The 21,408-nt window shown below is 56.8% G+C and carries 20 protein-coding genes; 12 read left to right on the top strand and 8 right to left on the bottom strand.

Features of this window, described 5'->3' with window-relative positions; genetic code table 11:
- Positions 1-215: 215 nt before the first annotated feature.
- Positions 216-2,495 (bottom strand): DUF1989 domain-containing protein, encoded by a 2,280-nt coding sequence (locus GQR90_RS06965; protein ID WP_158773461.1) that lies wholly within the window; start codon positions 2,493-2,495, stop codon positions 216-218.
- A 315-nt stretch (positions 2,496-2,810) separates the two neighbouring features.
- On the opposite strand from GQR90_RS06965, the gene GQR90_RS06960 reads away from it, so the two are divergent.
- From GQR90_RS06960 to GQR90_RS06930, 7 genes are all read left to right on the top strand, one after another.
- Positions 2,811-4,154, top strand: a complete 1,344-nt coding sequence (locus GQR90_RS06960) for a sensor histidine kinase (protein WP_158773460.1) — start codon at positions 2,811-2,813, stop codon at positions 4,152-4,154.
- On the top strand, positions 4,151-4,990 hold the full coding sequence (locus tag GQR90_RS06955; RefSeq protein WP_158773459.1) for a response regulator: 840 nt from the start codon (positions 4,151-4,153) through the stop codon (positions 4,988-4,990). The genes GQR90_RS06960 and GQR90_RS06955 overlap by 4 nt, the downstream gene beginning before the upstream one ends.
- The gene (locus GQR90_RS06950; RefSeq protein ID WP_158773458.1) at positions 4,987-5,832 is read left to right on the top strand and encodes a PAS domain-containing protein; all 846 of its coding nucleotides are present in this window, start codon (positions 4,987-4,989) and stop codon (positions 5,830-5,832) included. The genes GQR90_RS06955 and GQR90_RS06950 overlap by 4 nt, the downstream gene beginning before the upstream one ends.
- A 199-nt stretch (positions 5,833-6,031) precedes the next feature.
- Positions 6,032-7,441 carry an NAD(P)-binding domain-containing protein gene (locus GQR90_RS06945; protein ID WP_158773457.1) on the top strand — a complete coding sequence of 470 codons (1,410 nt, stop codon included), beginning with the start codon at positions 6,032-6,034 and terminating at the stop codon, positions 7,439-7,441.
- Between the two features lie 260 nt (positions 7,442-7,701).
- Complete coding sequence (locus GQR90_RS06940) at positions 7,702-8,085, top strand: DMT family transporter (protein WP_158773456.1); 384 nt, start codon at positions 7,702-7,704, stop codon at positions 8,083-8,085.
- 14 nt (positions 8,086-8,099) lie between these two features.
- Positions 8,100-8,420, top strand: coding sequence for a DMT family transporter (locus tag GQR90_RS06935; protein ID WP_158773455.1), 321 nt, complete (start codon positions 8,100-8,102; stop codon positions 8,418-8,420).
- Positions 8,421-8,639: 219 nt separating this feature from the next.
- The gene (locus tag GQR90_RS06930; RefSeq protein ID WP_158773454.1) at positions 8,640-9,389 is read left to right on the top strand and encodes a 2OG-Fe(II) oxygenase; all 750 of its coding nucleotides are present in this window, start codon (positions 8,640-8,642) and stop codon (positions 9,387-9,389) included.
- 174 nt (positions 9,390-9,563) lie between these two features.
- On the opposite strand, the gene GQR90_RS06925 is transcribed toward GQR90_RS06930, so the two are convergent.
- Complete coding sequence (locus tag GQR90_RS06925; RefSeq protein WP_158773453.1) at positions 9,564-10,811, bottom strand: glutamate carboxypeptidase; 1,248 nt, start codon at positions 10,809-10,811, stop codon at positions 9,564-9,566.
- 248 nt (positions 10,812-11,059) lie between these two features.
- Between GQR90_RS06925 and GQR90_RS06920 the strand changes: the two genes are divergently transcribed.
- Together GQR90_RS06920 and GQR90_RS06915 are read left to right on the top strand one after the other, a co-directional pair.
- Entirely contained in the window at positions 11,060-11,521 is a 462-nt protein-coding gene (locus tag GQR90_RS06920; protein WP_158773452.1) for a LexA family protein, read from the top strand.
- 8 nt (positions 11,522-11,529) lie between these two features.
- Positions 11,530-12,804 (top strand): Y-family DNA polymerase, encoded by a 1,275-nt coding sequence (locus GQR90_RS06915; RefSeq protein WP_158775363.1) that lies wholly within the window; start codon positions 11,530-11,532, stop codon positions 12,802-12,804.
- Between the two features lie 55 nt (positions 12,805-12,859).
- On the opposite strand, the gene GQR90_RS06910 is transcribed toward GQR90_RS06915, so the two are convergent.
- A complete protein-coding gene (locus tag GQR90_RS06910) occupies positions 12,860-13,564 on the bottom strand; it encodes an SDR family oxidoreductase (RefSeq protein WP_158773451.1) in 705 nt (234 codons plus the stop codon).
- A 186-nt stretch (positions 13,565-13,750) separates the two neighbouring features.
- Here GQR90_RS06910 and GQR90_RS06905 point away from each other — a divergent pair, with 186 nt between their 5' ends.
- From GQR90_RS06905 to dkgB, 3 genes are all read left to right on the top strand, one after another.
- A complete protein-coding gene (locus GQR90_RS06905) occupies positions 13,751-14,209 on the top strand; it encodes a YeeE/YedE family protein (RefSeq protein ID WP_158773450.1) in 459 nt (152 codons plus the stop codon).
- Positions 14,206-14,619 (top strand): DUF6691 family protein, encoded by a 414-nt coding sequence (locus tag GQR90_RS06900; RefSeq protein WP_158773449.1) that lies wholly within the window; start codon positions 14,206-14,208, stop codon positions 14,617-14,619. The genes GQR90_RS06905 and GQR90_RS06900 overlap by 4 nt, the downstream gene beginning before the upstream one ends.
- A gap of 625 nt (positions 14,620-15,244) precedes the next feature.
- On the top strand, positions 15,245-16,051 hold the full coding sequence (gene dkgB / locus GQR90_RS06890) for a 2,5-didehydrogluconate reductase DkgB (RefSeq protein WP_158773448.1): 807 nt from the start codon (positions 15,245-15,247) through the stop codon (positions 16,049-16,051).
- Between the two features lie 711 nt (positions 16,052-16,762).
- On the opposite strand, the gene GQR90_RS06885 is transcribed toward dkgB, so the two are convergent.
- From GQR90_RS06885 to GQR90_RS06865, 5 genes are all read right to left on the bottom strand, one after another.
- Complete coding sequence (locus tag GQR90_RS06885) at positions 16,763-17,089, bottom strand: hypothetical protein (protein ID WP_158773447.1); 327 nt, start codon at positions 17,087-17,089, stop codon at positions 16,763-16,765.
- Positions 17,090-17,349: 260 nt separating this feature from the next.
- Complete coding sequence (locus GQR90_RS06880) at positions 17,350-18,153, bottom strand: c-type cytochrome (RefSeq protein ID WP_158773446.1); 804 nt, start codon at positions 18,151-18,153, stop codon at positions 17,350-17,352.
- Positions 18,154-18,319: 166 nt separating this feature from the next.
- Positions 18,320-18,715 carry a hypothetical protein gene (locus tag GQR90_RS06875; protein ID WP_158773445.1) on the bottom strand — a complete coding sequence of 132 codons (396 nt, stop codon included), beginning with the start codon at positions 18,713-18,715 and terminating at the stop codon, positions 18,320-18,322.
- 126 nt (positions 18,716-18,841) lie between these two features.
- Positions 18,842-19,627: a copper resistance protein B gene (locus tag GQR90_RS06870; protein ID WP_233266467.1), complete on the bottom strand. Its 786-nt coding sequence runs from the start codon at positions 19,625-19,627 to the stop codon at positions 18,842-18,844.
- A 9-nt stretch (positions 19,628-19,636) separates the two neighbouring features.
- Positions 19,637-21,397 (bottom strand): copper resistance system multicopper oxidase, encoded by a 1,761-nt coding sequence (locus tag GQR90_RS06865; RefSeq protein ID WP_158773444.1) that lies wholly within the window; start codon positions 21,395-21,397, stop codon positions 19,637-19,639.
- Positions 21,398-21,408: the final 11 nt, after the last annotated feature.

The raw sequence follows: 21,408 nt of genomic DNA, 5'->3' as shown, positions 1-21,408 counted from the left end.
TAATGAAGCAAGTGACATGCCAGATGCCACCTGATTCACCCTTTCTTCAACTCCCTGATTTCAAATAAAATTCCCTGTAAGTCAATGCGCACCTTCACATATGAAGCACATTGGGGTGTGCATTCCCGCCGAGTGCCATTCGGTGAGGCAATCAGCGGAGATATTGCACCGTGATGTGACGTGCATCCTTGCGCATATTGCCGCCAGGTTGTCCGTCAGCTACGCACCTTCAGACGCTCAGGGTCATGGAACGGCAATGAGACGACCTCAGCTGCCAGGCGTTTCTGATGGCCATCCAGCTGGCCGATTTCCAATGTCGTACCGGGACTGGCGTAGTCAGGCGCCAGACGACACATCGCAATGGACTGGTTGAGCAGCGGCGATTGGGTCGCGCTGGTGACAACGCCCACTGGATAGCGACCGTGATAGATCATGTCGCCATGGTGTACCTGCTCGTAGCCACTCACCTTGAGTCCCATGATCCGCTGGCGTGATTCCGGAGCCTCTCGTTGCAGCGCCGCACGCCCGACGAAGTCATCTTCCTTGCTCTTCATCGGCACGGTGAAGCCAATCCCCGCCTCATAGGGAGAGGTCAGCGGGCAGAATTCATGCCCGGCAAAGATCAATCCCGCCTCGATGCGCAGCATATCGAGCGCATCCAGGCCCAACGGTGCGAGGCCATGTGGCTTGCCGGCCTCCCAGATGGCACTCCACACCGCTTCGGCATGCTCGGGATGGCACCAGATTTCATAACCCAGCTCACCGGTATAGCCGGTACGCGAGACCATCAGCGGAATGCCGTCCGGCCCGGTGAGTCGCCCGATCATGAAACGGAACCAGCCCAGTGTCTGAACCTCCGGCTGAGTGCGTGCATTCCAGATCAACGGCGCCAATATCTCGCGACTCCTGGGGCCCTGGAGGGCGATGTTGTGCAACTGAGAGGATGAATCACGCACCGAGACGCGATAGCCCTCCCGCTGCGCAATATCACGAAGCCATTGGCCACTGGCGGGGTCGCCACAGATCCAGCGGAAGGCCTGCTCGCCAAGCCTGAATAGCGTGCCGTCATCCAGCATGCCGCCGGTCTCCTGACACATGGCGGAGTACACCACCTCACCTACGGAGAGCCGGCGCACGTTGCGGGTGAGCGCGTACTGCAGCAGTCGCTCGGCATCTGGCCCGACCACCTCGAACTTGCGCAGCGCCGACAGATCCATCATGGCCACGCGCTCACGGCAGGCGAGGTATTCGGCACGCGCGCCCCATCCTTCATAGACAGTGGGCAGCCAATATCCGTTGTAATCGACGAACTGCTTGGTCAGCGCGGAGGTGCAGGAATGAAAAGCGGTGGGGAGTGTCATGCGAGGCAGTTCCTCGGGCCTGTTGCGGTAGGCGATTCCACGGGGAAAATCGTGCTCAGCGTCATAGATGCGCACATGAATATCGGTCGGCACCCAGCCATTGGCGGGGTCGATGTCATCCGGACAGGCGGACGAGGCACACACGAGGTCACGGTCTGCCCGCAACAGCACGTGGTCTCCAGGGCGTGACCACGGCTCGTCCACCGACAACGTGCCGCAGGGTTCCAGATAGGCATTGTAGAAAAAGTTGATGGCCGGCCAGCTCGCACGCTTGCGGATGCCATGCGACGCAAAGAGTGCATTGTTGAAATTGACCGTGCAGCTATCGTGGCCAAAGTAGCCGTGATGATCGTAATACTGAGGTGAGCAGGCCAACATGAAGCTATCGTGGCGCCCGACCGTGTCCTGCACCACTTCCAGCATTGGCTGCAGATTCTGATCGAAGAATACGGAGAAAAGACCCGGCTGCGGCATGGCATGTCCGGAAAGACTGCGTGTTGCCCCTCCGTCCAGCCCCAGTTCCTCGCCGCGAGCCAAGGCACCGGCATCGAAGGCTACGAAGTCGGAGCACTGCCGCCCTGCCACATCAATGATCTGGATCCAGTCGCCCTTCTTTACCTCATAGACCTCGACCGTACCCGCTGCGATTCTTACCTCCTGCTTCACCTGCGCCAATGGATCGGGAAGCGCTTCCTGGGCAGCAAGAGAATGCCGCCAGTGAGAGACCTCAAGCTCAGTCGCCAGATGCTCGCCTGCCATCGTCATCTCATGACCCGGTGCAAGCATCACGCATTTGGCCAGCGGCGCGTCCATTGGCCAGTGATATTCCCAAGGCAAGTCCGCAGCAGCAATGTGCTGGCGAAAGCCAAGCTGCTCAGGCCCGATGCCATGCTCAACAAGACATGCGGCGTGAACGTCACCCTTCACCGCACGACTCGCCCGCGCCCAGTGCGTTAGATCGATACCGGTGTCAGGGCAGATGACCCACCACTCGCATGGCTGTTCACCATCCACCGACACGACCTCAAGGCTGTCGCCAGGCGCCAGTGTCAGCGTCAGTGCCTCCAACCCGGCAATACGATAGCGAAAGGGTCGACATGGCTGAACCGCGGGTAGCTCGACTGCAAGTCCCATGGTGGTGATACCTCTTGTGACAGCCGCCGGCTGTCGTCATCAATGACCCCTCGTGGTGCAGTAGACGCTGCTACCTGCGCCACGACGAAACGCATTCCGCGATGTTCTTCACGGTGAATTAAATTTACCCCCAGTAGAGATAACGACAATCCATCAAGAGGGGTAATCCGGAAGGGGTAATCCATCCGCTGGCATGAAGCTTGCTGAATATCGAGGACTTGAGGGGAATGCCGAGCGCTTGACGTGTCAGTGATCACGGCCGGATGCGCGGGTATCACCAGACGTCAACGATCATGAGCAGAACAGGGAGCTTGCATGAATATCGGTCTGGGGATGACGAAGATGTGGTCACGATGGCAAGGCAGCGTGGATACCCACGCCTCCGCCGCAGAGGACCCATCAACCGGTCGTCATGCTGCTGGAGCGCAGAAGGCGGTGCTCTCGAGAGATCATCCTCTGGCGCTTCAGGCCGAAACGCTGATATTGCGAATCGCGGCCTGTGATGACCTGCCACGTGAATTACCTGCCCTGCTGGCCGAGTTGCTGCCCTTGGCGACGCTCGAACACCCGTACCTCGCGGCGCGACAACTCCCGCCAATGGACAGGACAGCAACGGAGACACCCGCACAGGGCAGCGTCATCTACTGCTCCCCTGGCGGCGCCAATGGGGCGCACAGTACCCACGGCGCCGTCGGACACGAGACACCTGTCCAGACCTCACGCGAACCTGGTCTGCGCCTCATTGCGCCAGCACCTACCACGCGTGTGCAATCTCAAGAGCCTGACACCCTATCAACCGCTGGCGCCCCGACATTGTCCCGATCACTGGCACGTCAGCTGTCCAAGGCGCTGATGTCCAGCAGTGCGCCTTCCCCTCATTGGCATCCGCTGCTGTCTCTGGCAGATGGCACCAGCGTCTGGCTTCATCTGAGCGCGGATGCCCCACGACAGGCCGATATGCGCGAGATACTCACCCATGGCCTAATAGCACACCATCAGCGACATACCCACACGGCGGAGGTCATCAAGACCGCCGTGCGTGACGCCATCCTCAAGGAGCGTCGAACACTGGCCGCAGAGCTGCATGACACCCTCGCTCAGGAATTGAGCTACCTGCAGATGCAGACGGCACGCTTCGCCAGAGCGACCCGTGACGCGGATGAAGCCCTCCAGACATTGGCAAGTGATGTTCACACCCAGTCACGCCGCGCCTATCGCCAGACGCGCGAGCTCATCAATGGCGCACATGCCAGCTGGGGAGATGCCTCACTCGCCAGTGTGCTGGCGACATTGATAGAAGAATTCGAGACGCGCTCCGCGATGGTGTTTGAACTCGATAACCGCATTCCCTCACTACACCTGCCTGAAACCGAGTCTCTGCATGTGCTGTTCATCGTGCGCGAGGCGCTGACCAATGCCGTACGTCACGCACATGCCTCACATGCACGCCTTCAATGTCACTATCCGGACTCAGCACACGTACTGGTCGTCATTGAGGACAACGGCCACGGCTTTGATCCCGCCGAGGTAGCGCCGGCGCATTTCGGGTTGGGGATCATGCAGGAACGTGCTCGCAGCATCGGCGCGCAGCTTGCGGTCATGCCACGAGATGGCGGTGGCACTCGCGTGACACTGCACTGGGAGCGCATGGCCCCATGACCGCCATACGCGTGGTACTCGTCGATGACCATCCTCTATTTCGTCGTGGTCTGGGCGAGCTTCTCAGTGAAGGCGGCCACTTCGAGATAGTGGCAGAATTCGACAGCGGTCTGGCGTTGCTAGAGGTTGTCACCACACTCGCCCCGGCACTGATCATCGTCGATTGGCAGATGCCTGAGATTGATGGCATCACCTTGATGCGGCGCCTCAAGGCGCTCGATGACAACCTGAAGGTGGTGCTGCTCACCGCCTCGGATGACAGTGACAACCTGCTCAATGCGATCCAGCAAGGCGCCGATGGCTACCTGCTCAAGGACACGAACCCAGACCTCATTCTTGAGCGGCTGCAAGCGGTCATCGAAGGCAAGCTGGGGCTGGATGAGGAATCGATCCTGATGCTGGCGCGACGCCTGCAACGCGATCATCGCGCCAGCATCGAGGCTTCCAGCACGGCTGAAATACGCACCAGCACGACTGACACGCGCCCCGATACGCCGGATGACCATGGCGATGCGATAGCCCCCTCTTACCGCCTTGCGCCACCCGATGGCTGGGAGGGGCTGACCGAACGCGAGCGCGATACCCTGACCTGGATTGGCCGAGGGCTGAGCAACAAGCTTATCGCCCGCGAACTGGGCATCAGCGATAGCACCGTCAAGGTCTACGTCAAGAATCTGCTACGCAAACTCAACCTGCACTCGCGCCTCGAACTGGCGGCCTGGGTCTACGCACATCCACTCGCACCAGACAGTGCTCACAAGACCCACGGCATCGGGGGATCACGTGATATGGCCAGTGGCCTCAGCAAGACACCCTACCAGGAGGATTCAGCATGAGGGGGCCACTAGAGCATCTCGCAGCAGCCTCTCGCTCTTCGGTCACGCTACCCGCGACTCTCGTGGCCGAGGACATACTGGCAAGCCTGGGGGATACCGTGGTGGTGATAGAGGCCAGCGGCGAGCTGCTCTATACCTCTGCCGGTTGGCATCATCTGCGAGGCAACGTCACTCGTGGTGACACTCATGGCACCGCTCGTGATGGCCACGGCGGCATGTCGATGGAGCCTCCCGCATCCCTCATGGCGGCGCTACATCCGGCAGACCTGGCGCAATGGCAGGCGCTGGTCCACCACCTCTCGATCAGCGCTCACCCTGGTGTATGGCGACTTCGTATCCTGGGACAAGACAATCACTATCGCTGGTGCGATGTGCGCAGCCAGCGATCAGCGACCAAGGGCCCGTGGCCTGCCACCTTGCTGCTCTGCGACGTCACCGAACAGGTCCAGCGTGAACAGATTCATGCTGCCAGCCTGCGCAGCCTGACGCAGTTGACCAGCGGCCTGCCTGGCATGCTGTATCGCGCGCTCAACAATCGCCATTGGTCAATGGAATACGTCAGTGAAGGTTGCCTTGGACTGACGGGGCTCAGTGCTGAGGCACTGCTCAATCATCCGCCACTCAGCTACGGCGACATCATCCACCCAGAAGATGCCGATCGCGTCTGGGACAAGGTCCAGCAGGCGCTGCAGGCGCATGCGCCCTTCACCTTGCGATATCGCATACGTCACCTGACAGGCACATTGGTCCATGTGCAGGAGAAAGGGCATGGCATCTACTCGCCCGACGGCACACCACTGGCCGTGGAAGGCATCATCTTTGCCGTGGAAGAGGAGACATGATCACGATCGGTTTTTCCATTCATATCGAGCACCTTGCCGGGCTTCTGACGGATGACTACCCCTAATTGGCTACCCTTTCCGAGCAATTTTCAGCCCGGCACCATCCCGTTAGCCTGTTTCAGTGTGAGCGATCATCGACGCGATGCTCTCGCCTCGACCCGCGACAGCAAGACGACACAACAAGAACAGGACGACACCCATGACCAAACGTATTGCGATCATCGGTGCAGGGCCCAGTGGCCTGGCACAGCTTCGCGCCTTTCAATCCGCCGCTGACAAGGGAATCGACATTCCCGAGATCGTCTGTTTTGAAAAGCAGGATGACTGGGGCGGTCTCTGGAATTACAGCTGGCGCACTGGACTGGATGCGCATGGCGAGCCAGCGCATGGCAGCATGTATCGTTATCTGTGGTCGAATGGACCCAAGGAATGCCTCGAATTCGCGGACTATTCCTTTGAAGAACATTTCGGACGTCCCATCGCCTCCTATCCGCCACGTGCGGTGATCTTTGATTACATCAAGGGGCGTGTCGAGAAAGCCGGCGTCCGTCAATACATCCGCTTTGGCTGCCCGGTACGTCAGGTCACCTTCGATGATGTGACGCAGCTATTCACGGTGAGTGTTCACGATCAGGCACTCGATGAAGTCACCAGTGAAGTCTTTGATCACGTCATCGTGGCGTCCGGGCACTTCTCGACGCCCAATGTGCCGGAATTCTCCGGTTTCTCTACCTTCAATGGCCGTATTCTGCATGCCCATGATTTCCGTGATGCACTGGAATTCAAGGGCAAGGACCTGTTGTTGATCGGCAGCAGCTACTCAGCTGAGGACATCGGCTCACAGTGCTACAAGTACGGCGCACGCAGCATCACCACTAGCTATCGTACCGCGCCAATGGGATTTGCCTGGCCAGACAACTGGGAAGAAAAGCCCCTGCTGGAGCGCGTCGAGAACGATATCGCCTACTTCAAGGATGGCAGCAGCAAGCACATCGACGCCATCATCCTGTGCACCGGCTATTTGCATCACTTCCCGTATCTGGAAGAATCGCTTCGCCTCAAGACCGGCAATCGCATGTGGCCACTGGGCCTCTACAAGGGTGTGGTGTGGGAAGAGAACCCACGTCTGTTCTATCTCGGCATGCAGGACCAGTGGTACACCTTCAACATGTTTGATGCCCAGGCCTGGTGGGTACGTGACGTGATTCTCGATGCTATCGCCCTGCCCTCAGTGGACGTAATGAAGGCGGATAGCCTGGCATGGCGCGGCCGCGAGGAAACGCTGGATGACGATGGGTCGATGATCCTCTTCCAGGGGGATTACGTGAAATCATTGATTGGCGAAACCGATTACCCGAGTTTCGATATCGATGGCGTCAACCGCACCTTCCTGGAGTGGGAACATCACAAGCACGAGAACATCATGACCTTCCGTGACTACTCCTATCGCTCACTGATGACCGGCACGCTGGCGCCCAAGCACCACACGACATGGCTTGAGGCGATGGATGATTCGCTGGAAGCCTATCTGGCACAACCCCAGCGCACACTGGTGACCGAGACGGTAACTGCGCCTGCCGTCAGTGCGGTGACTCCTCTTGCGACGTGATCAGCGACTTTTCCTGACACCCCCTTTATCCTTTTCTCTCACTGCGGGGCTTATGCCCCGCTTTTCCGTGCTATATATTCAAATATTCTAATTAAATTAATCGCAAAGACTCATGCTTCACCACTTCATGATCACTTGCAGACCACATGCTGGTGCTCTCTGCATGGCCGCAACTGTTTCATGCCGCTGTTTGCCGCCCACACTCTTGGCTTGGCCATCGACTATCGGCCCCGTGCCTAACGACAGGAACTCTCCTCTTCATGCGTATCACGCTCTTCTTTCTGATCTCGATGCTATGTGAAGTTGGCTGGGCCATCGGCCTCAAGTTGGCTGACAGTCCTCTTGAATGGGCCTTGACCGTCCTGCTGGTCATCATCAGCTTGAGTCTGGTGACACAGGTCGCCAAGACGCTCCCCGCCAGTACCACCTATGCCATCTTCGTAGGCCTGGGCACCGTCGGGACTGTCGTCGCTGATCTGTTGTTCTTCGATCTCGAATTCCACTGGTCGACCCTCGGCTTCGTGGCGCTGATGCTCATCGGGATCATTCTGTTGAAGACCGCCCCCACTTCCGCCTCGATCACGCCTTCAAACGGGCGGCCGGGTTCACACGACGCAACGACGCAGCGTCCCGCCACTGATTGAACAGGAGCTTCACCATGGATTGGGTATTTCTGATCGCCTCCGGCTTCTGTGAAGTCATCGGTGTCGCCGGCTTCAACCAGTACGCCAAAAACAGCCGCCGCCTGGGCGTCGCGCTGGTGGCGATCGGCTTCAGTTCCTCGCTCAGCTTGCTCTATCTCGCGATGGACAGCATCAGCCTGGGCATTGCCTATGCCGTCTTCTCCGGTATCGGAACCGTGGTCAGCGCCGTGATCGGCGTAATGTTCTGGAAGGAGTACTTCTCACTGCGACGCATGGCGTGCATTGGCGTCATCGTTCTCTCCATCGTCGGCTTGCACCTGACAAGTGGACACTAGACAGCCCGTGTATCCCACTCCCTGCCAGTGGCTGACGGGGGTTTGGATTATCGTGCCATTAGCCATTAGTGCCGAATCGGCAATAGCCAATTGCATAGACTCACCTTTCGTCGCTTTCACGATTGCTCTAGCCTCGTGGCTGTCGCACAGCACCCTCCTTACGATCACGTTACTGATCAAGGTTTTCGTATTCACGCGACACCCAAGGAGTTAATTGTCATGAGCCTAGCCTTTCACGCCGTCAGTCATGAGCGCGGCTTTCATCCCACACCGCTGCCCATCTGGAGTGACAACGGTGATGTCGCCACCTTCTACGAGACCGACGCGACCCTCCAGCCGACGCGTCAGGATATCGACGAAGTGCCAGGCGCCTTTCAGCTACTCAATGTGCTGACACCCACTGAAGCCAATAACTTCGTACAAGCGGCAGAGGAGATGGGCTTCGACGAGGATGCCCCTGTCTCGCTACCTCGCTCGGTACGTCATAACCATAACGTCAACTGGATTGTCAGTGAGGCCATCGATCAAGTCATCTGGGCACGTGCTGGCCATCTGGTATCCGAAATGATCGAGGGAAGATCTGCCAAGGGGATCAATGCGCGGTTCCGTCTCTATCGCTACGAGAAAGGCGACTTCTTCAAGCCACATACCGATGGTGCCTGGCCAGGCAGTCGCGTCATCGATGGGCAGATCGTGATGGATGCCTATCCTGGCCTGATGAGTCAGTACACTTTCCTCATCTTCCTCAGTGATGGTTATGACGGCGGACGCACCGAGTTTTTAGTCAGTCGCTCTGAACCTGGCAAGCCAGCCCAGTCACGCGATGACGTAAAAACCGTGTCGGTATCAACACCCAAGGGCGCGGTACTGTGTTTCCCACACGGCGCTCACCCTCTTCACTGCGTACATGCCGGTGAATCCATTACCTCGGGCACCAAGTACATTATTCGTAGCGATATTCTCTTTTAGACTCCCGCCCCATGTTGGCGTTAGCCACGACTGAAGACTCCCGCCCCATGTTGGCGTTAGCCACGACTGAAGACGCCCCAGCCTTTCAAAGGCTGGGGCGTCTTCGGTCTAGCATCAAAAACGATAACGCTTCTTTGCACCGTCAACGTCAGTTGTCACACTCCACTATCCAGCTCAGTCATCAGACGCTTCGTCGGAGAGCTCCATGATCATACGGGTCGTCAGATAAAGACGCGGCACCACACTATCGACAAGCACAAACTCCTTGTCACTATGATATCCACCTCCGACGAGACCGAGAGACTCGAGTACTGCAGGCTTATCAGACCCTTCATGATAGGCGTAGGCCGCATCGGTACCACCGCCAATCTCGACCGCCTGCAGCGACTGACCAAGCTCCTGATAGATCTTCTGTGCCTGCTTGGCAAGCTTCTGACTCTGAGGATTGTCAGGCAGCGGCGGACGCCCTTTTTCGAGATGGAACGCTACCTCGGTACCTTCAACCAGCTGATTCTCAGTGATTTTCTGAGCCTCATTCAGAACGCGCTCATACTCGCTACTATCGAAATAGCGCATATCTCCTTCTGCCTTGGCATGCTCAGGGATGATATTGCGCTTGGCGCCGCCTTCCACGATCGTCCAGTTGAGCGTCGTCTGCTTGTCCGCATCACCGAGATCATCCAGCTGCAGCAGCTGATGTGATAGTTCCATGATGGCATTACGCCCTTTCTCAGGTGCGCCACCCGCATGCGATGCACGCCCTTTCACCTCGAGAAAGGCGTAGTTGATGCCCTTGGTGACAACCGTCACGGCATCTACCCCTGGCTCAGCAAAGGTTGGCTCGAAGACCAGAACGGCATCCTGATCCGCGGACAGCTTGTGAATCACCTCATGCGATCCCGGAGAGCCCTTTTCCTCATCCGGATTGAAGACCACGGTGACTTGGCCGTAGTCGTCATATCCCAGTGTCTTCAGTGCTTCAAGGCTGTGCAGAATAACGGCGACGCCGCCCTTGGCATCTCCCACACCCGGGCCATAGGCACGTCCATCCTCGATACGGAAGGCACGCTCAGTGGCGGCACCTTCATCAAAGACAGTGTCGTAATGGATCATCAACATGATCTTGCGGCTGCCCTCGCCCTGTATCCGGCCGACAATCGTATTGCCGCCATAGGTCTTGGCAGGATACGTCTCTATCTGTGCGCCAAGGGCCTTGAGATGCTGGGTGAGCATGGCTTCAACATCGCTCAGCCCTTCACTGTAACCCGTCCCCGAATCCACATTGACCAGCGTTTCCAAGGTCTTCAGCAAGGGTTCTCGCTGTTGCTCAACGGCATCCTGCACGTCTTGATAGTCCGCAGCCTGTGCACTGACAGTACACAACCCGTAGGCCAAGCCCATCGCCAACATCGAAAGCCGCATCGTCCACCTCTAATATTATTATATAAGGAATAATTAAGGTAATGCGGACACCCTGGAAACGCAAACACACGATCTGCAAAGGTATTTTCTCGCTAGCAGCTTTTCTCGATCTCTACCATTGCACACAGGTTCAGTGCGCTTGATCTGCGTCTCATGAATGTGCAGCACTCGCATGGATCAGTAGTTGCCTGTGAGCGCCTCAGCACCGATACTGTATTCATATACAGTATCGATAGGAGACTCCACCCATGACCACTTCTGCAGCTATAGCCTCCCACGAGACACTGGCTTGCCCTCACCCGGCACCTGAGCGCTGTGCGTTGCCACACCCCACTGTCACTAGCCGGGCAGGCATTTCCGGCTTCCCGTCACCCGCCGAGGATTACGCAGGGCGCACGCTGGACCTCAACGAACGGCTGATCAAGCGCCCAGCGGCAACCTTCTTCATGACGGTGGCGGGTGACAGCATGGAAGGCTACGGCATCTATCCAGGCGATACGCTGGTGGTGGACCGTTCCATCGATGCACGTCCCGGGCATATCGTGGTGGCGCTGGTCGAGGGTGAGGTGGTGGTCAAGCGCTATGAGCTGATCGGGCAGCGCCCTTATCTGTGCTCAGGCAATGCGATGTATCCACCGGTTGCCATCTTTGATCTCGAATGTCAGGTGTGGGGAGTGGTACGTTCCGTCATCCACGAATACGCGGTATGACCCCGCCGATGATTGGCCTGGTTGACTGCAACAACTTCTACGCCAGCTGCGAACGGGTCTTTGATCCGCGCCTGGAAGGTCGCCCACTAGGGGTAATGTCGAACAATGATGGCTGTGTCATCGCGCGCTCCAACGAGCTCAAGGCACTGGGTATCGAGATGGGCACGCCTGTCTTCCAGCTGCAGCAACTGGTGCGCGAGGGGCGGATTCATCTGCTCTCCTCCAATTATGAACTGTATGGCGACATGTCAACGCGCGTACGCGAAGTGTTGGAAGAATTCTCCGCTGGCGTCGAACCCTATTCCATCGATGAGATGTTCGTGCGATTCGACGGCTTTGATCGCAACTCGATGCTGACACTGAGCCGTACCCTGCACCGCAATGTGCGCAAGTTCACCGGCATCCCCGTCTGCGTGGGTGTGGCGCCGACCCGCACGCTGGCCAAACTGGCCAATCGCGCAGCCAAGAAGCGTCCGGAATTCAAGGGAGTCTGCGTGCTGGAGCCAGAGGACGTCGGCACCCAGCGCCTGCTGGAGGATACGCCGCTGAGTGACGTGTGGGGTGTGGGGCGACGGCTGGTCGAGCGACTGGCACTGCAAGGCATGCGCACCGCCTGGGATCTACGCCAGGCTGACCCGCAGGCCATTCGTCAGCGTTATTCTGTGGTGCTTGAACGTACCGTGCTCGAACTTCGCGGCACGCCATGCCTTGAGATGAATGATGTCGATGAGGCCCGTCAGCGCATCATGACCTCACGTTCCTTCGGTCGCATGACCGGAGAATTGAGCGAACTGCAGGATGCCATCCGCCAACATGCCCAGCGTGGCGCCGAGAAGCTGCGCCAACAGGGTAGCCTGACACGCGCGGTGATGATCTTTCTCAAAAGCAATCGCCATCGGCCCGACCTGCCCCAGTACTCGCCCAGCACCATCGTCGAGCTAACTGCGCCAACCAGTGACACGCGCGACATACTTGCTGCCGCACGCGAAGGGCTTGAAAGCATCTTTCTGCGCGGCTATCGCTTCATGAAGGCGGGAGTGATGCTGCTGGACCTCGTCGATCAGCCTCGCGAGCAGCTCTCGTTGCTGGACAACGAGGAAGACATCGCCAGGCGCGAGCGTAGTCGACAGCTGATGGCCACACTGGACACGATGAATCAGAAGATGGGCCGTGGCACCGTGCGTCTCGGCGTCGCACGCCCCGATGCTGCCTGGCAACTTCGCTGCGCGCACCGCAGTGCGCGCTATACGACCAGATGGCAGGAGTTGAAACAACTGCGATAGCCAGTCGTGTGAGAAGATAAGTCAGCGACGGGCCGTCATACTGGCCCCACCTAACTCAGTACGTCGGCATCAGATGCACTTCGCGGATATTGGCTCGCGGCGACGCGCTGATGGCATAGAGAACGGCATCGGCCACGTCCTGCGGGTCCAGCTTGTCCGGCTTGGGTTCGTCAAAGAAGGCAGTGTTGACCATGCCCGGTGTAATGGTGGTGCAACGCCCCTTCCATTCGGCCATCTCCCTCGCCAGATTCTGGCCAAATCCATAGGCAAACCACTTGGTGGAACTGTAGATGGAGCCAGCATGATTGGTACGTCCTGCCACCGAACTGGTCAGGATGAAATGTCCCTGCGTCTCACGCAGATATGGCAAGGTGGCGTGAGCGGTCCACAACAAGGCATTGATGTTGATATCGACAACGCGCTTCCACTCCTGCGGATCACCGTTCTCGGTTCCCGCCTGACTGACGCCGGCGCCGGCATTGGCAAACGCCACATCCAGACGACCATAGTGTGCGATGGCCTGCTCGACCACCTTGGCCTGCTGATCGTAGTCGGTGGCATCCGCAGCGATAGCCAGCACCTTGTCACTGCCTAGCTCCTCCACCAGCGCATCAAGGCGCTCCTTGCGCCGCGCCGTTACTACCACCTTGTGCCCGGCGTTGACCAAAGTCCGTGCGGTGGCTTCACCAATACCGCTGGAGGCGCCAGTGATCAGTATGATTTTCTCGCGCTTGTCGCCCTGCTCGTTCTTGTCGCGCATGAGCGCTCCCTTCCGTCACGTTTGATAGCCCGTCACCGAACCACCTCTTTTCTCATATGGGGTCATGAGGCGTGAGATAAAGGGCCGCAAGAATTGATGTCCGCGAATGAAGCGCCAACGACAGAAAGGCGCCACACTCCCTACTGATAAAATGCGAAGACATCTCGTGACACAAGGAGTACACCATTGGACACGATTAGCAGTCTGAAGGGATTGATGGGCGGGGGGCTGATCGGAGTGTCAGCTGTGATGCTGATGGGCTTTCTGGGGCGTATCGCTGGTATCAGTGGTATCACGCGTGGTGCCTTGTTCGATGCAGGGACGGATCGTGGTTGGCGTATCGCCTTCGTTATCGGCCTGGTGTCAGGACCGCTGCTATTGACGATCTTGAATCTCGACTGGGGCAATGTGGCAGCACAGTCCCACGCCATGATTGGTAACCCCATCAATGGCGTGCTGCCAATGATGATCGCCGGGGTGCTGGTTGGGGTCGGCACAGGCATTGGGGGCGGATGTACCAGTGGCCATGGAGTCTGTGGCATGGCACGTCTATCACCGCGCTCGATCGTGGCAACTGCCGTCTTCGTGACAGTCGCCATGCTGACCGTCCTTGTCACTCGGACGCTGACCGGAGGTGGACAATGAAGATCGTCATCGGGTTAGTGACCGGGCTGATATTCAGCCTGGGGTTGACCCTCAGTGGCATGACAGATCCCGCACGGGTGATTGGCTTTCTGGATGTCACCGGTCACTGGGACCCGACGTTGATTTTCGTACTCGGAGCCGCTGTCATTACCACCTTTATCGGCTACCGTCTCGTCTGGCGTCGAGAAGGCCCGATGCTTGGAGAGCGCTTCCAACTCCCCACTCGCCGCGATATCGATGCTCGTCTGCTGACCGGTGCAGCATTCTTCGGCACTGGCTGGGGTCTGAGTGGTTATTGCCCTGGGCCCGCCATCGCCTCGAGTAGCGCCATGAGTCTGCCCCTGGCCGGCTTTCTGATCACGATGGTGCTGGGCTGGTGGCTAGCCAAGCGCTTCACGCCCTCTTCGTAGCGGCTACATCAGGCAGTGCCCACTCAACTAGCGACAAAAACAGCAAAAGTATTTCACTTTTCATTACGATTATCACAAAGATAACGCACGACAAACTACACGCATGCGAGCGTCACTCAATGCCCCTTGCCTTACTGGCGCTCACGCTGAGCGCCTTTGTCATCGGTACCACCGAGTTCGTGTTTCTCGGACTGGTAACGACGATGACTGGGAAGAACTGGTCGCAGCAGGTGAATCCCTGCTAGATGCTATCGTGAGTAGGAAGATGTATCAGCCCGCGCCTCAGGTGGATGGTTTCACTGCCCTGACAAGCCGTCTTGACGAGCTGAAACGTGGAGAGCCAAGTGCGCTCAGATTCGTGATCACTGCCAACGAATAAACCTTGATGGAGCATGAGACTGAGAGATGCCACTCGCGTACCTTGAGGTGATTCGGCACACACTTGCCTCAAGCGCCGGCAAGAGAGTGACAGGCGGTGTCATCGGCATTGTTGCGATACTGGCACAGGACTGATGCGCATGTATGCCATTGTTGTGGCGATCTCATAGCCCCAGCTCTTGATCTACACCACATGGATACGTGCCCATCAGTCATCTCTTCGGGCACATTCAACAGGAGTTCACACATGTCGACTACACTACCGAACCCCGGCTTTGGCACCTTCCGTCTTGAAGGTGACACTCTGCGTCAGAGTCTCAATGCGGCACTGGAAGTAGGCTATCGCCATATCGATACCGCCCAGTTCTACGGCAATGAAGCCGAGGTCGGACAGATCATCTCCGACAGCAGCGTCCCGCGCGAAGAGCTCTTCATCACCACCAAAATCTGGCACGACCGCCTAGTGCCGGGGGATATGGAAAAGAGTGTCGAGGAGAGCCTTGAACGCCTCAAGACTGACTATGTGGACCTGCTGCTGATCCACTGGCCGTCACCCAACGACGAAGTGCCGATGGAGGATTACTTGCCTGTTCTAGCCAAGCTGAAGGCCGCAGGCAAGGCGCGTCATATCGGCGTCTCAAACTTTACCTGCGACCAACTTGAGCGCGCCGTGGGTATCGTGGGTCGTGACGAGCTGCTGACCAACCAGATCGAAGTGCATCCCTTCATGCAGAACCGTAAAGTCATCGACAAATGTCATGAACTGGGGATCGAGGTCACCGCCTTCATGCCATTGGCCGTCGGCAAGGTAATGGATGACGAGACCCTCAAGGCCATCGCCGAACGCCATGGGGCAAGCCCAGCCCAGATTGCCTTGGCCTGGCTCAAGATGCAGGACATCGTGACCTTCCCGTCCTCCACCAAGGCGAAGAACATCCAGAGCAATTTCGATGCTTTCTCGATGACACTGACCGGAGAAGACATGGCGAAGATTGCTGAGCTGGACCGTGGTGAGCGCATCGCCAATCCGGACTTCGCACCTGATTGGGACTAAGCGCTGTCGCTTAGGTCACGCCCGCCTCCCTGGGCCTGGCTTGCTGAGGCAGCACGATCTGCCAGGTACATGCCATATGTGCACATGAACCAGACATCGGCTCATGCACTGAACGTCAGTACCTGTCAGACAAAGAACAAAAGAAGGCCTCCCGCGGGAGGCCTTCTTTTGTTGTGACTAGCGTATGTCTGGGGGGGATGCTCAGACCAGACGACAAGCACCTTTCAACAGGATTCATCAGTCATCAAGTCGTGACTGACAACGGCCAACACGTAATACACGACTGCACTCTCCACGCTCAACCACAGTCCACGGGTGGCCTCTTCAGTGCCAGTTGTGGATTAGTGAGATCATGATCATGCAGTCGCTATAGTACGGTGCGCGCAGCAAGCCAGCCCTTGCAGCAAGTCCTCCAGGTCAACTTTCACAAGCTTCGGCCAGAGTGCTTTATCGCTCGCTTGGCGTGCGCCAAGACCACGCACGCTATACGAACAGCTATCAGAAGCTGAAAGATTCAAGCCAAGGAGTCAATCCAAGAATGACATGTGCAGAGGCGGCAATGAGAACGCAATGGTAAGCTTGCTACATATCATCGCTCGGTGTCTGAGCGTTTACCTGCCTCTCTGCTGTTCTATCTCACCCTGACACTCACGGTGTGTGTGAGCGATACGCTACTGGTGGTATCTGCTACCCATGATCAACTGCCAGGTCTCAGCAAGCAGATGCCGTGAGCGACGTTTTGCGCTGACGACGTAGGGGGTGCCGAGCACGGCTCTTCAAATACTCTGATAGCACCTCGGGCAATATCCCCGGATGTTGATAGACGTAGTCTTCGGTAATGATCGAAAGAAACTCCGCACTACGAGCACCTGCCACTTCAAATCCCAAGATGAAATTTCGGCCTTGACTCACCTCAAAACAGAAATTTGGCGCATCCGCAGCACAGGTTTGCACCACATAGTCCTCCCCGAGCCGCTCCTTGAGGATGGAACGCTCGGGATTGAAGCGTGTTTCAGTATAAATCTCTACTATTTGCATTCTCACCTCCTGTGAAGGCGAGCAAGTATATACGAGAAATCTAATGCTATCTTCTGTAGAAAACTCACCCTTCCGTAGCCAATCGTCCAGATTCCTGAAAGCTTGATCTCGATCAATTCCTTACAAGCCCTTCAGTCGTATCAGCTCAGTCATATCAACGTGTCATGACAGAGCTGGCACGACGGAAAGCGGGCTTGAGCACCAGAGTCTGACATCTGGCCGCAGCGCTATTTCGACACGAGATGTTGTACAAGCGAATATCAATGCTCACTTGAATGCTCATGGGGTTCTTGAGAGTGCGAATCCTGAGTTGGCACTTCACTGTGATGGGCTTCACTGTCTACTGCTGTATTCTCTTGTGCAGAAGCAGCGACTGCCGCCTCGCCATGATGGACGTTATTGACTGTTTTACCCCCATCTGCAGAATGACTCACCGAAGCCTCATCGGCATCCTGTGCTTGTTGCTGAACAGTCTCAGTCATCATCTCATGATGTGAATCGCCCGCATTGTTAGCGTGATGGGCACTTGGCGTTTCTCCCCCACCATGCTGATGGCCAGCACTTGACGCCACCAGTGTCTGATAACGCTGCGGGCTCATGCTCGGTAGTTCATCCATGAATGCCACCATCTGCCAGATATAGACATCCTGCATGCTTTTCCCCCAAGCAGGCATGCCACTGGCTTTTATCCCATGTTTGATGATCCAGAAGTTTTCAGCGGGATTATCATTCACACCGGCTTGCCAAAAATTGGGCGGCTGGGGATATAGGCCCTGACTCAGCTCTGTTTCCAGCATGTCAGGTGCGAGATGACAACTGGTACACATGGCAGCGTAATTGCCTGCTCCTGCCATTATCAATGCCTCCCCCTGCAGATCTGGTACTTCAATATTCGAAGAATGTCGTTCTACCGAGCGAGTACGCGCCGTATCCAATAACGCATACACCCAGCCTTCATGAGGACTATCCGCACCGACATTTATCACACCGGAGTACACTCCTCCAATCCCGATAGCAGCAAAAAGAGATAATGTCATACTTACTGTGATCAGCACTTTTTTCATATGGCTTTTCCATACTCATTGGCAAGATAAATACGAGGAAATTTAAAAAAAGGCCAGCAATGTCCAGCCGTCAATACGAGCATCTGTCAAGGAACTCAGGAATAGCACGTAAGTCATCATTCATAGTCATGTAATATTATATTTACGCAAACCTCTCTTTTATCAATTAATTGAATGACACTCCCAATGAATATTGATTGTTACTTTCGTCAGCAGCCCCATTGCTGGATGCCCCGGTCACCTCCAGCTGATAGCGGCCATCGACGACTGAGCGCTGCAGAACAAAATGACCATTGGCATCCATGGCTGCTGCAACGGCACTGCCATCAGGTCCACGCAATGTCGCAGATATCATGTTGTGCTGACTGGAAGACCCTGCAAAGGGTCGGCTTACGATTTTCAGACTGATGGGGTGTTCAATATCAAGCTGATAGCGCTTTACCTGCCCCGCCACCAGTGCCTGAGTATCGAAAACACCCTCCGTCAGTAACGGCAGGTTATTCTGAGTATTATTGGCCTGTACTGCCATTGATGAAAATACAATACCGACTGCCGGCATCATTATCTTGATTTCATCATGATAGCCTCTTTATGGAGGCAAAGAGACTATAACCACTGAGTCTGAAATGACGCTGAATATATTGCTGCCACTCTATTTTTTACTCAGCATGTAAACCACAACGCAATATCAAAACATCAATTTCACTCCGACGACGACACCGGTATTTTCTACTTCTTCGCCCTCAGCGCGCTGCATATCAGCGGTCGCGCCATATTGACGCTCCCAATACATGCCGACATAAGGAGCAAATCGCCGCGTGATCTCATAGCGTGCGCGCAGTCCGATGCGTAGGGAATTGACGCCTCTTCCGATACCCAATGCTTCTGATTCATTGGCGGCGACCACTATTTCACTGCGAGGTTGCAGGTACCAACGCTGAGTCAGACGGACATCATGCTCAAGCTCAATGCTTGCCGTGACGATTCCACCTTCATTGAACTGAAGCGCTGCATCCGTTTCTATCCGGTAAGGTGCCGTGCCTTGGAATCCGAGGACGCCGTAGACTCTCTCCTCATGATCGTCACTGAACACGCCACCCTGGTAGCCCATACCGGCCTGAAATTCCCAGAAGTCAGCCACCAGACGACTGTACAACAACTCCAGTGACTCAAATTCGGCGTCTTCACCATCACCCTGAATATTCTCGCCTTCCGACTTCACATACAGTCGATTGACGTCACTGCCATACCAAGCCTGAAAATCCCATACCAGAGCATTATTACCCTTATCGGGACTGGCGTATTCCAGTCGATCAAACGCAGCAGACCATTGTAGATGTTCGGCCATCGGCGAGGGCCAGTCAGCAGGCGCGTCATAACCATCTTCAGCGTAAGCCAGTAGCGGCATGACGCTCAGTGCTGCGGAAGCAGCCGATGCAATAACGGCATGCCTTGAGATACAGATAATGGACATGTCGACTCCTCAGGAAACCTTGACCACGCGGAACATGCCCGCATCCATGTGATAAAGCAGGTGGCAGTGAAACGCCCAGCTGCCCTCGGCATCCGCGGTGATCAGCGCAGAAACGCGCTCTCCTGGCTTGACGTTCAGGGTGTGCTTGCGGGGAATCATCTCACCGTGACCATTTTCCAGCTCCATCCACATGCCATGCAGATGAATCGGATGCTCCATCATGGTGTCGTTGATCAGGATCAGGCGCAGACGCTCATCCTTGTTGAAGTGAATCGGGCCATTCACCTCACTGAATTTCTTGCCATCAAATGACCACATGTAGCGCTCCATGTTGCCAGTAAGATGTAGCTCTATCTCCCGTTGCGGGGGGCGCCGATCAGGCCAAGGTGCCAATGCCTTGAGGTCCTGATAAACCAGTACGCGGCGTTGCTGCTGGTCCAATCCGATACCCGCTTGGTCATAACGTGCCCCCGGCTGCACGGCACCTGCCGCCAGCATGCCTGCGGCCAGTGCTTCGCCTTGCATACCGGCCATCTTGGAGTGATCCATGCCTGCCATCTCGGAATGATCCATGTCGGCCATCTTGGAGTGGTCCATACCTGCCATCTTGGAGTGATTCATGCTGCCATGCGCACCCATGGCCTCCATGCCACGATCGGCAATGTCACGCCGTGCAGGAATGTTCGCTTGCATGCCCATGCGCGGTGCCAGAGTGGCGCGGGCATAGCCACTACGGTCCATCGCTTCGGCAAAGATGGTGTATGCCTTGTCATCTTCCGGCGTCACCAGCACGTCATACGCCTCAGCAACACCGATGCGAAACTCATCGACCGGCACCGGCTGAACGGGCTGACCGTCAGCGGCAACTACTGTCATCTTGAGTCCAGGGATACGCAGATCGAAGTAGCTCATGGCAGAGCCATTGATGACACGAAGACGCACGGTCTCACCGCGGCGGAACAGGCCTGTCCAGTTCTCGTCAGGCGCATTGCCATTGAGTAGATAGGTATAGGTGCTGCCGGTCACATCGGAGATGTCACGTGAGCTCATGCGCATCTCAGCCCACATACTGCGCGCCTCGACGGTATCTTGTAGACCATTGCGGCGCACATCGGCGAAGAAGTCCGCCACGGTGCGCTCCTGGAAGTTGTAGTAGCCTTCCATGGTCTTGAGATTACGGAAGACGTTCTTGGGATCCTCGAATGTCCAATCGGTCAGTAATAATACGTGCTCACGGTCATACTGAAAGGCGTCGGGAGTCGCGGCATCAATGATCAACGGCCCCGCGTGACCTTCCTGCTCTTGAAGGCCCGAGTGGCTGTGATACCAATAGGTACCGCTTTGCGTGACAGGGAAACGATAGGTAAAGGTGTCACCGGGGGCGATACCCGCAAAGCTGATGCCTGGTACACCATCCATTTCAGGCGGCAGAATGATGCCGTGCCAGTGGATCGAGGTAGGTTCATCCATCAGGTTGGTCACCCGGATCACTGCCTCTTGACCTTCCTTGAGGCGCACCATCGGGCCAGGGCTACTGCCATTGATGGTGATTGGCCGGGTACGCTGACCCGCAACCAGACGATCTTCCCGGCGGATGGCCAACGCAATCTCCGGGCCGGACTCCACCGTTCGGGAAGCCGCTGCCGCACGTCCCAAAGGCGATGCCCAGGCAGGTGTCATGCCCAGCGCCATCGCCCCCAGGCCCAGCGCTGAACTCGTTTTGAGCAGCTGCCGGCGGGAAGTGGAAAACGTGGATGTCGTGCCCTTCATGGCCATCTCCA

The organism is Cobetia sp. L2A1 (assembly GCF_009796845.1).
GTDB lineage: Bacteria > Pseudomonadota > Gammaproteobacteria > Pseudomonadales > Halomonadaceae > Cobetia.
Note: the sequence above shows the minus strand (reverse complement) of the source record. Positions and strands in the feature narration are given on the sequence as shown.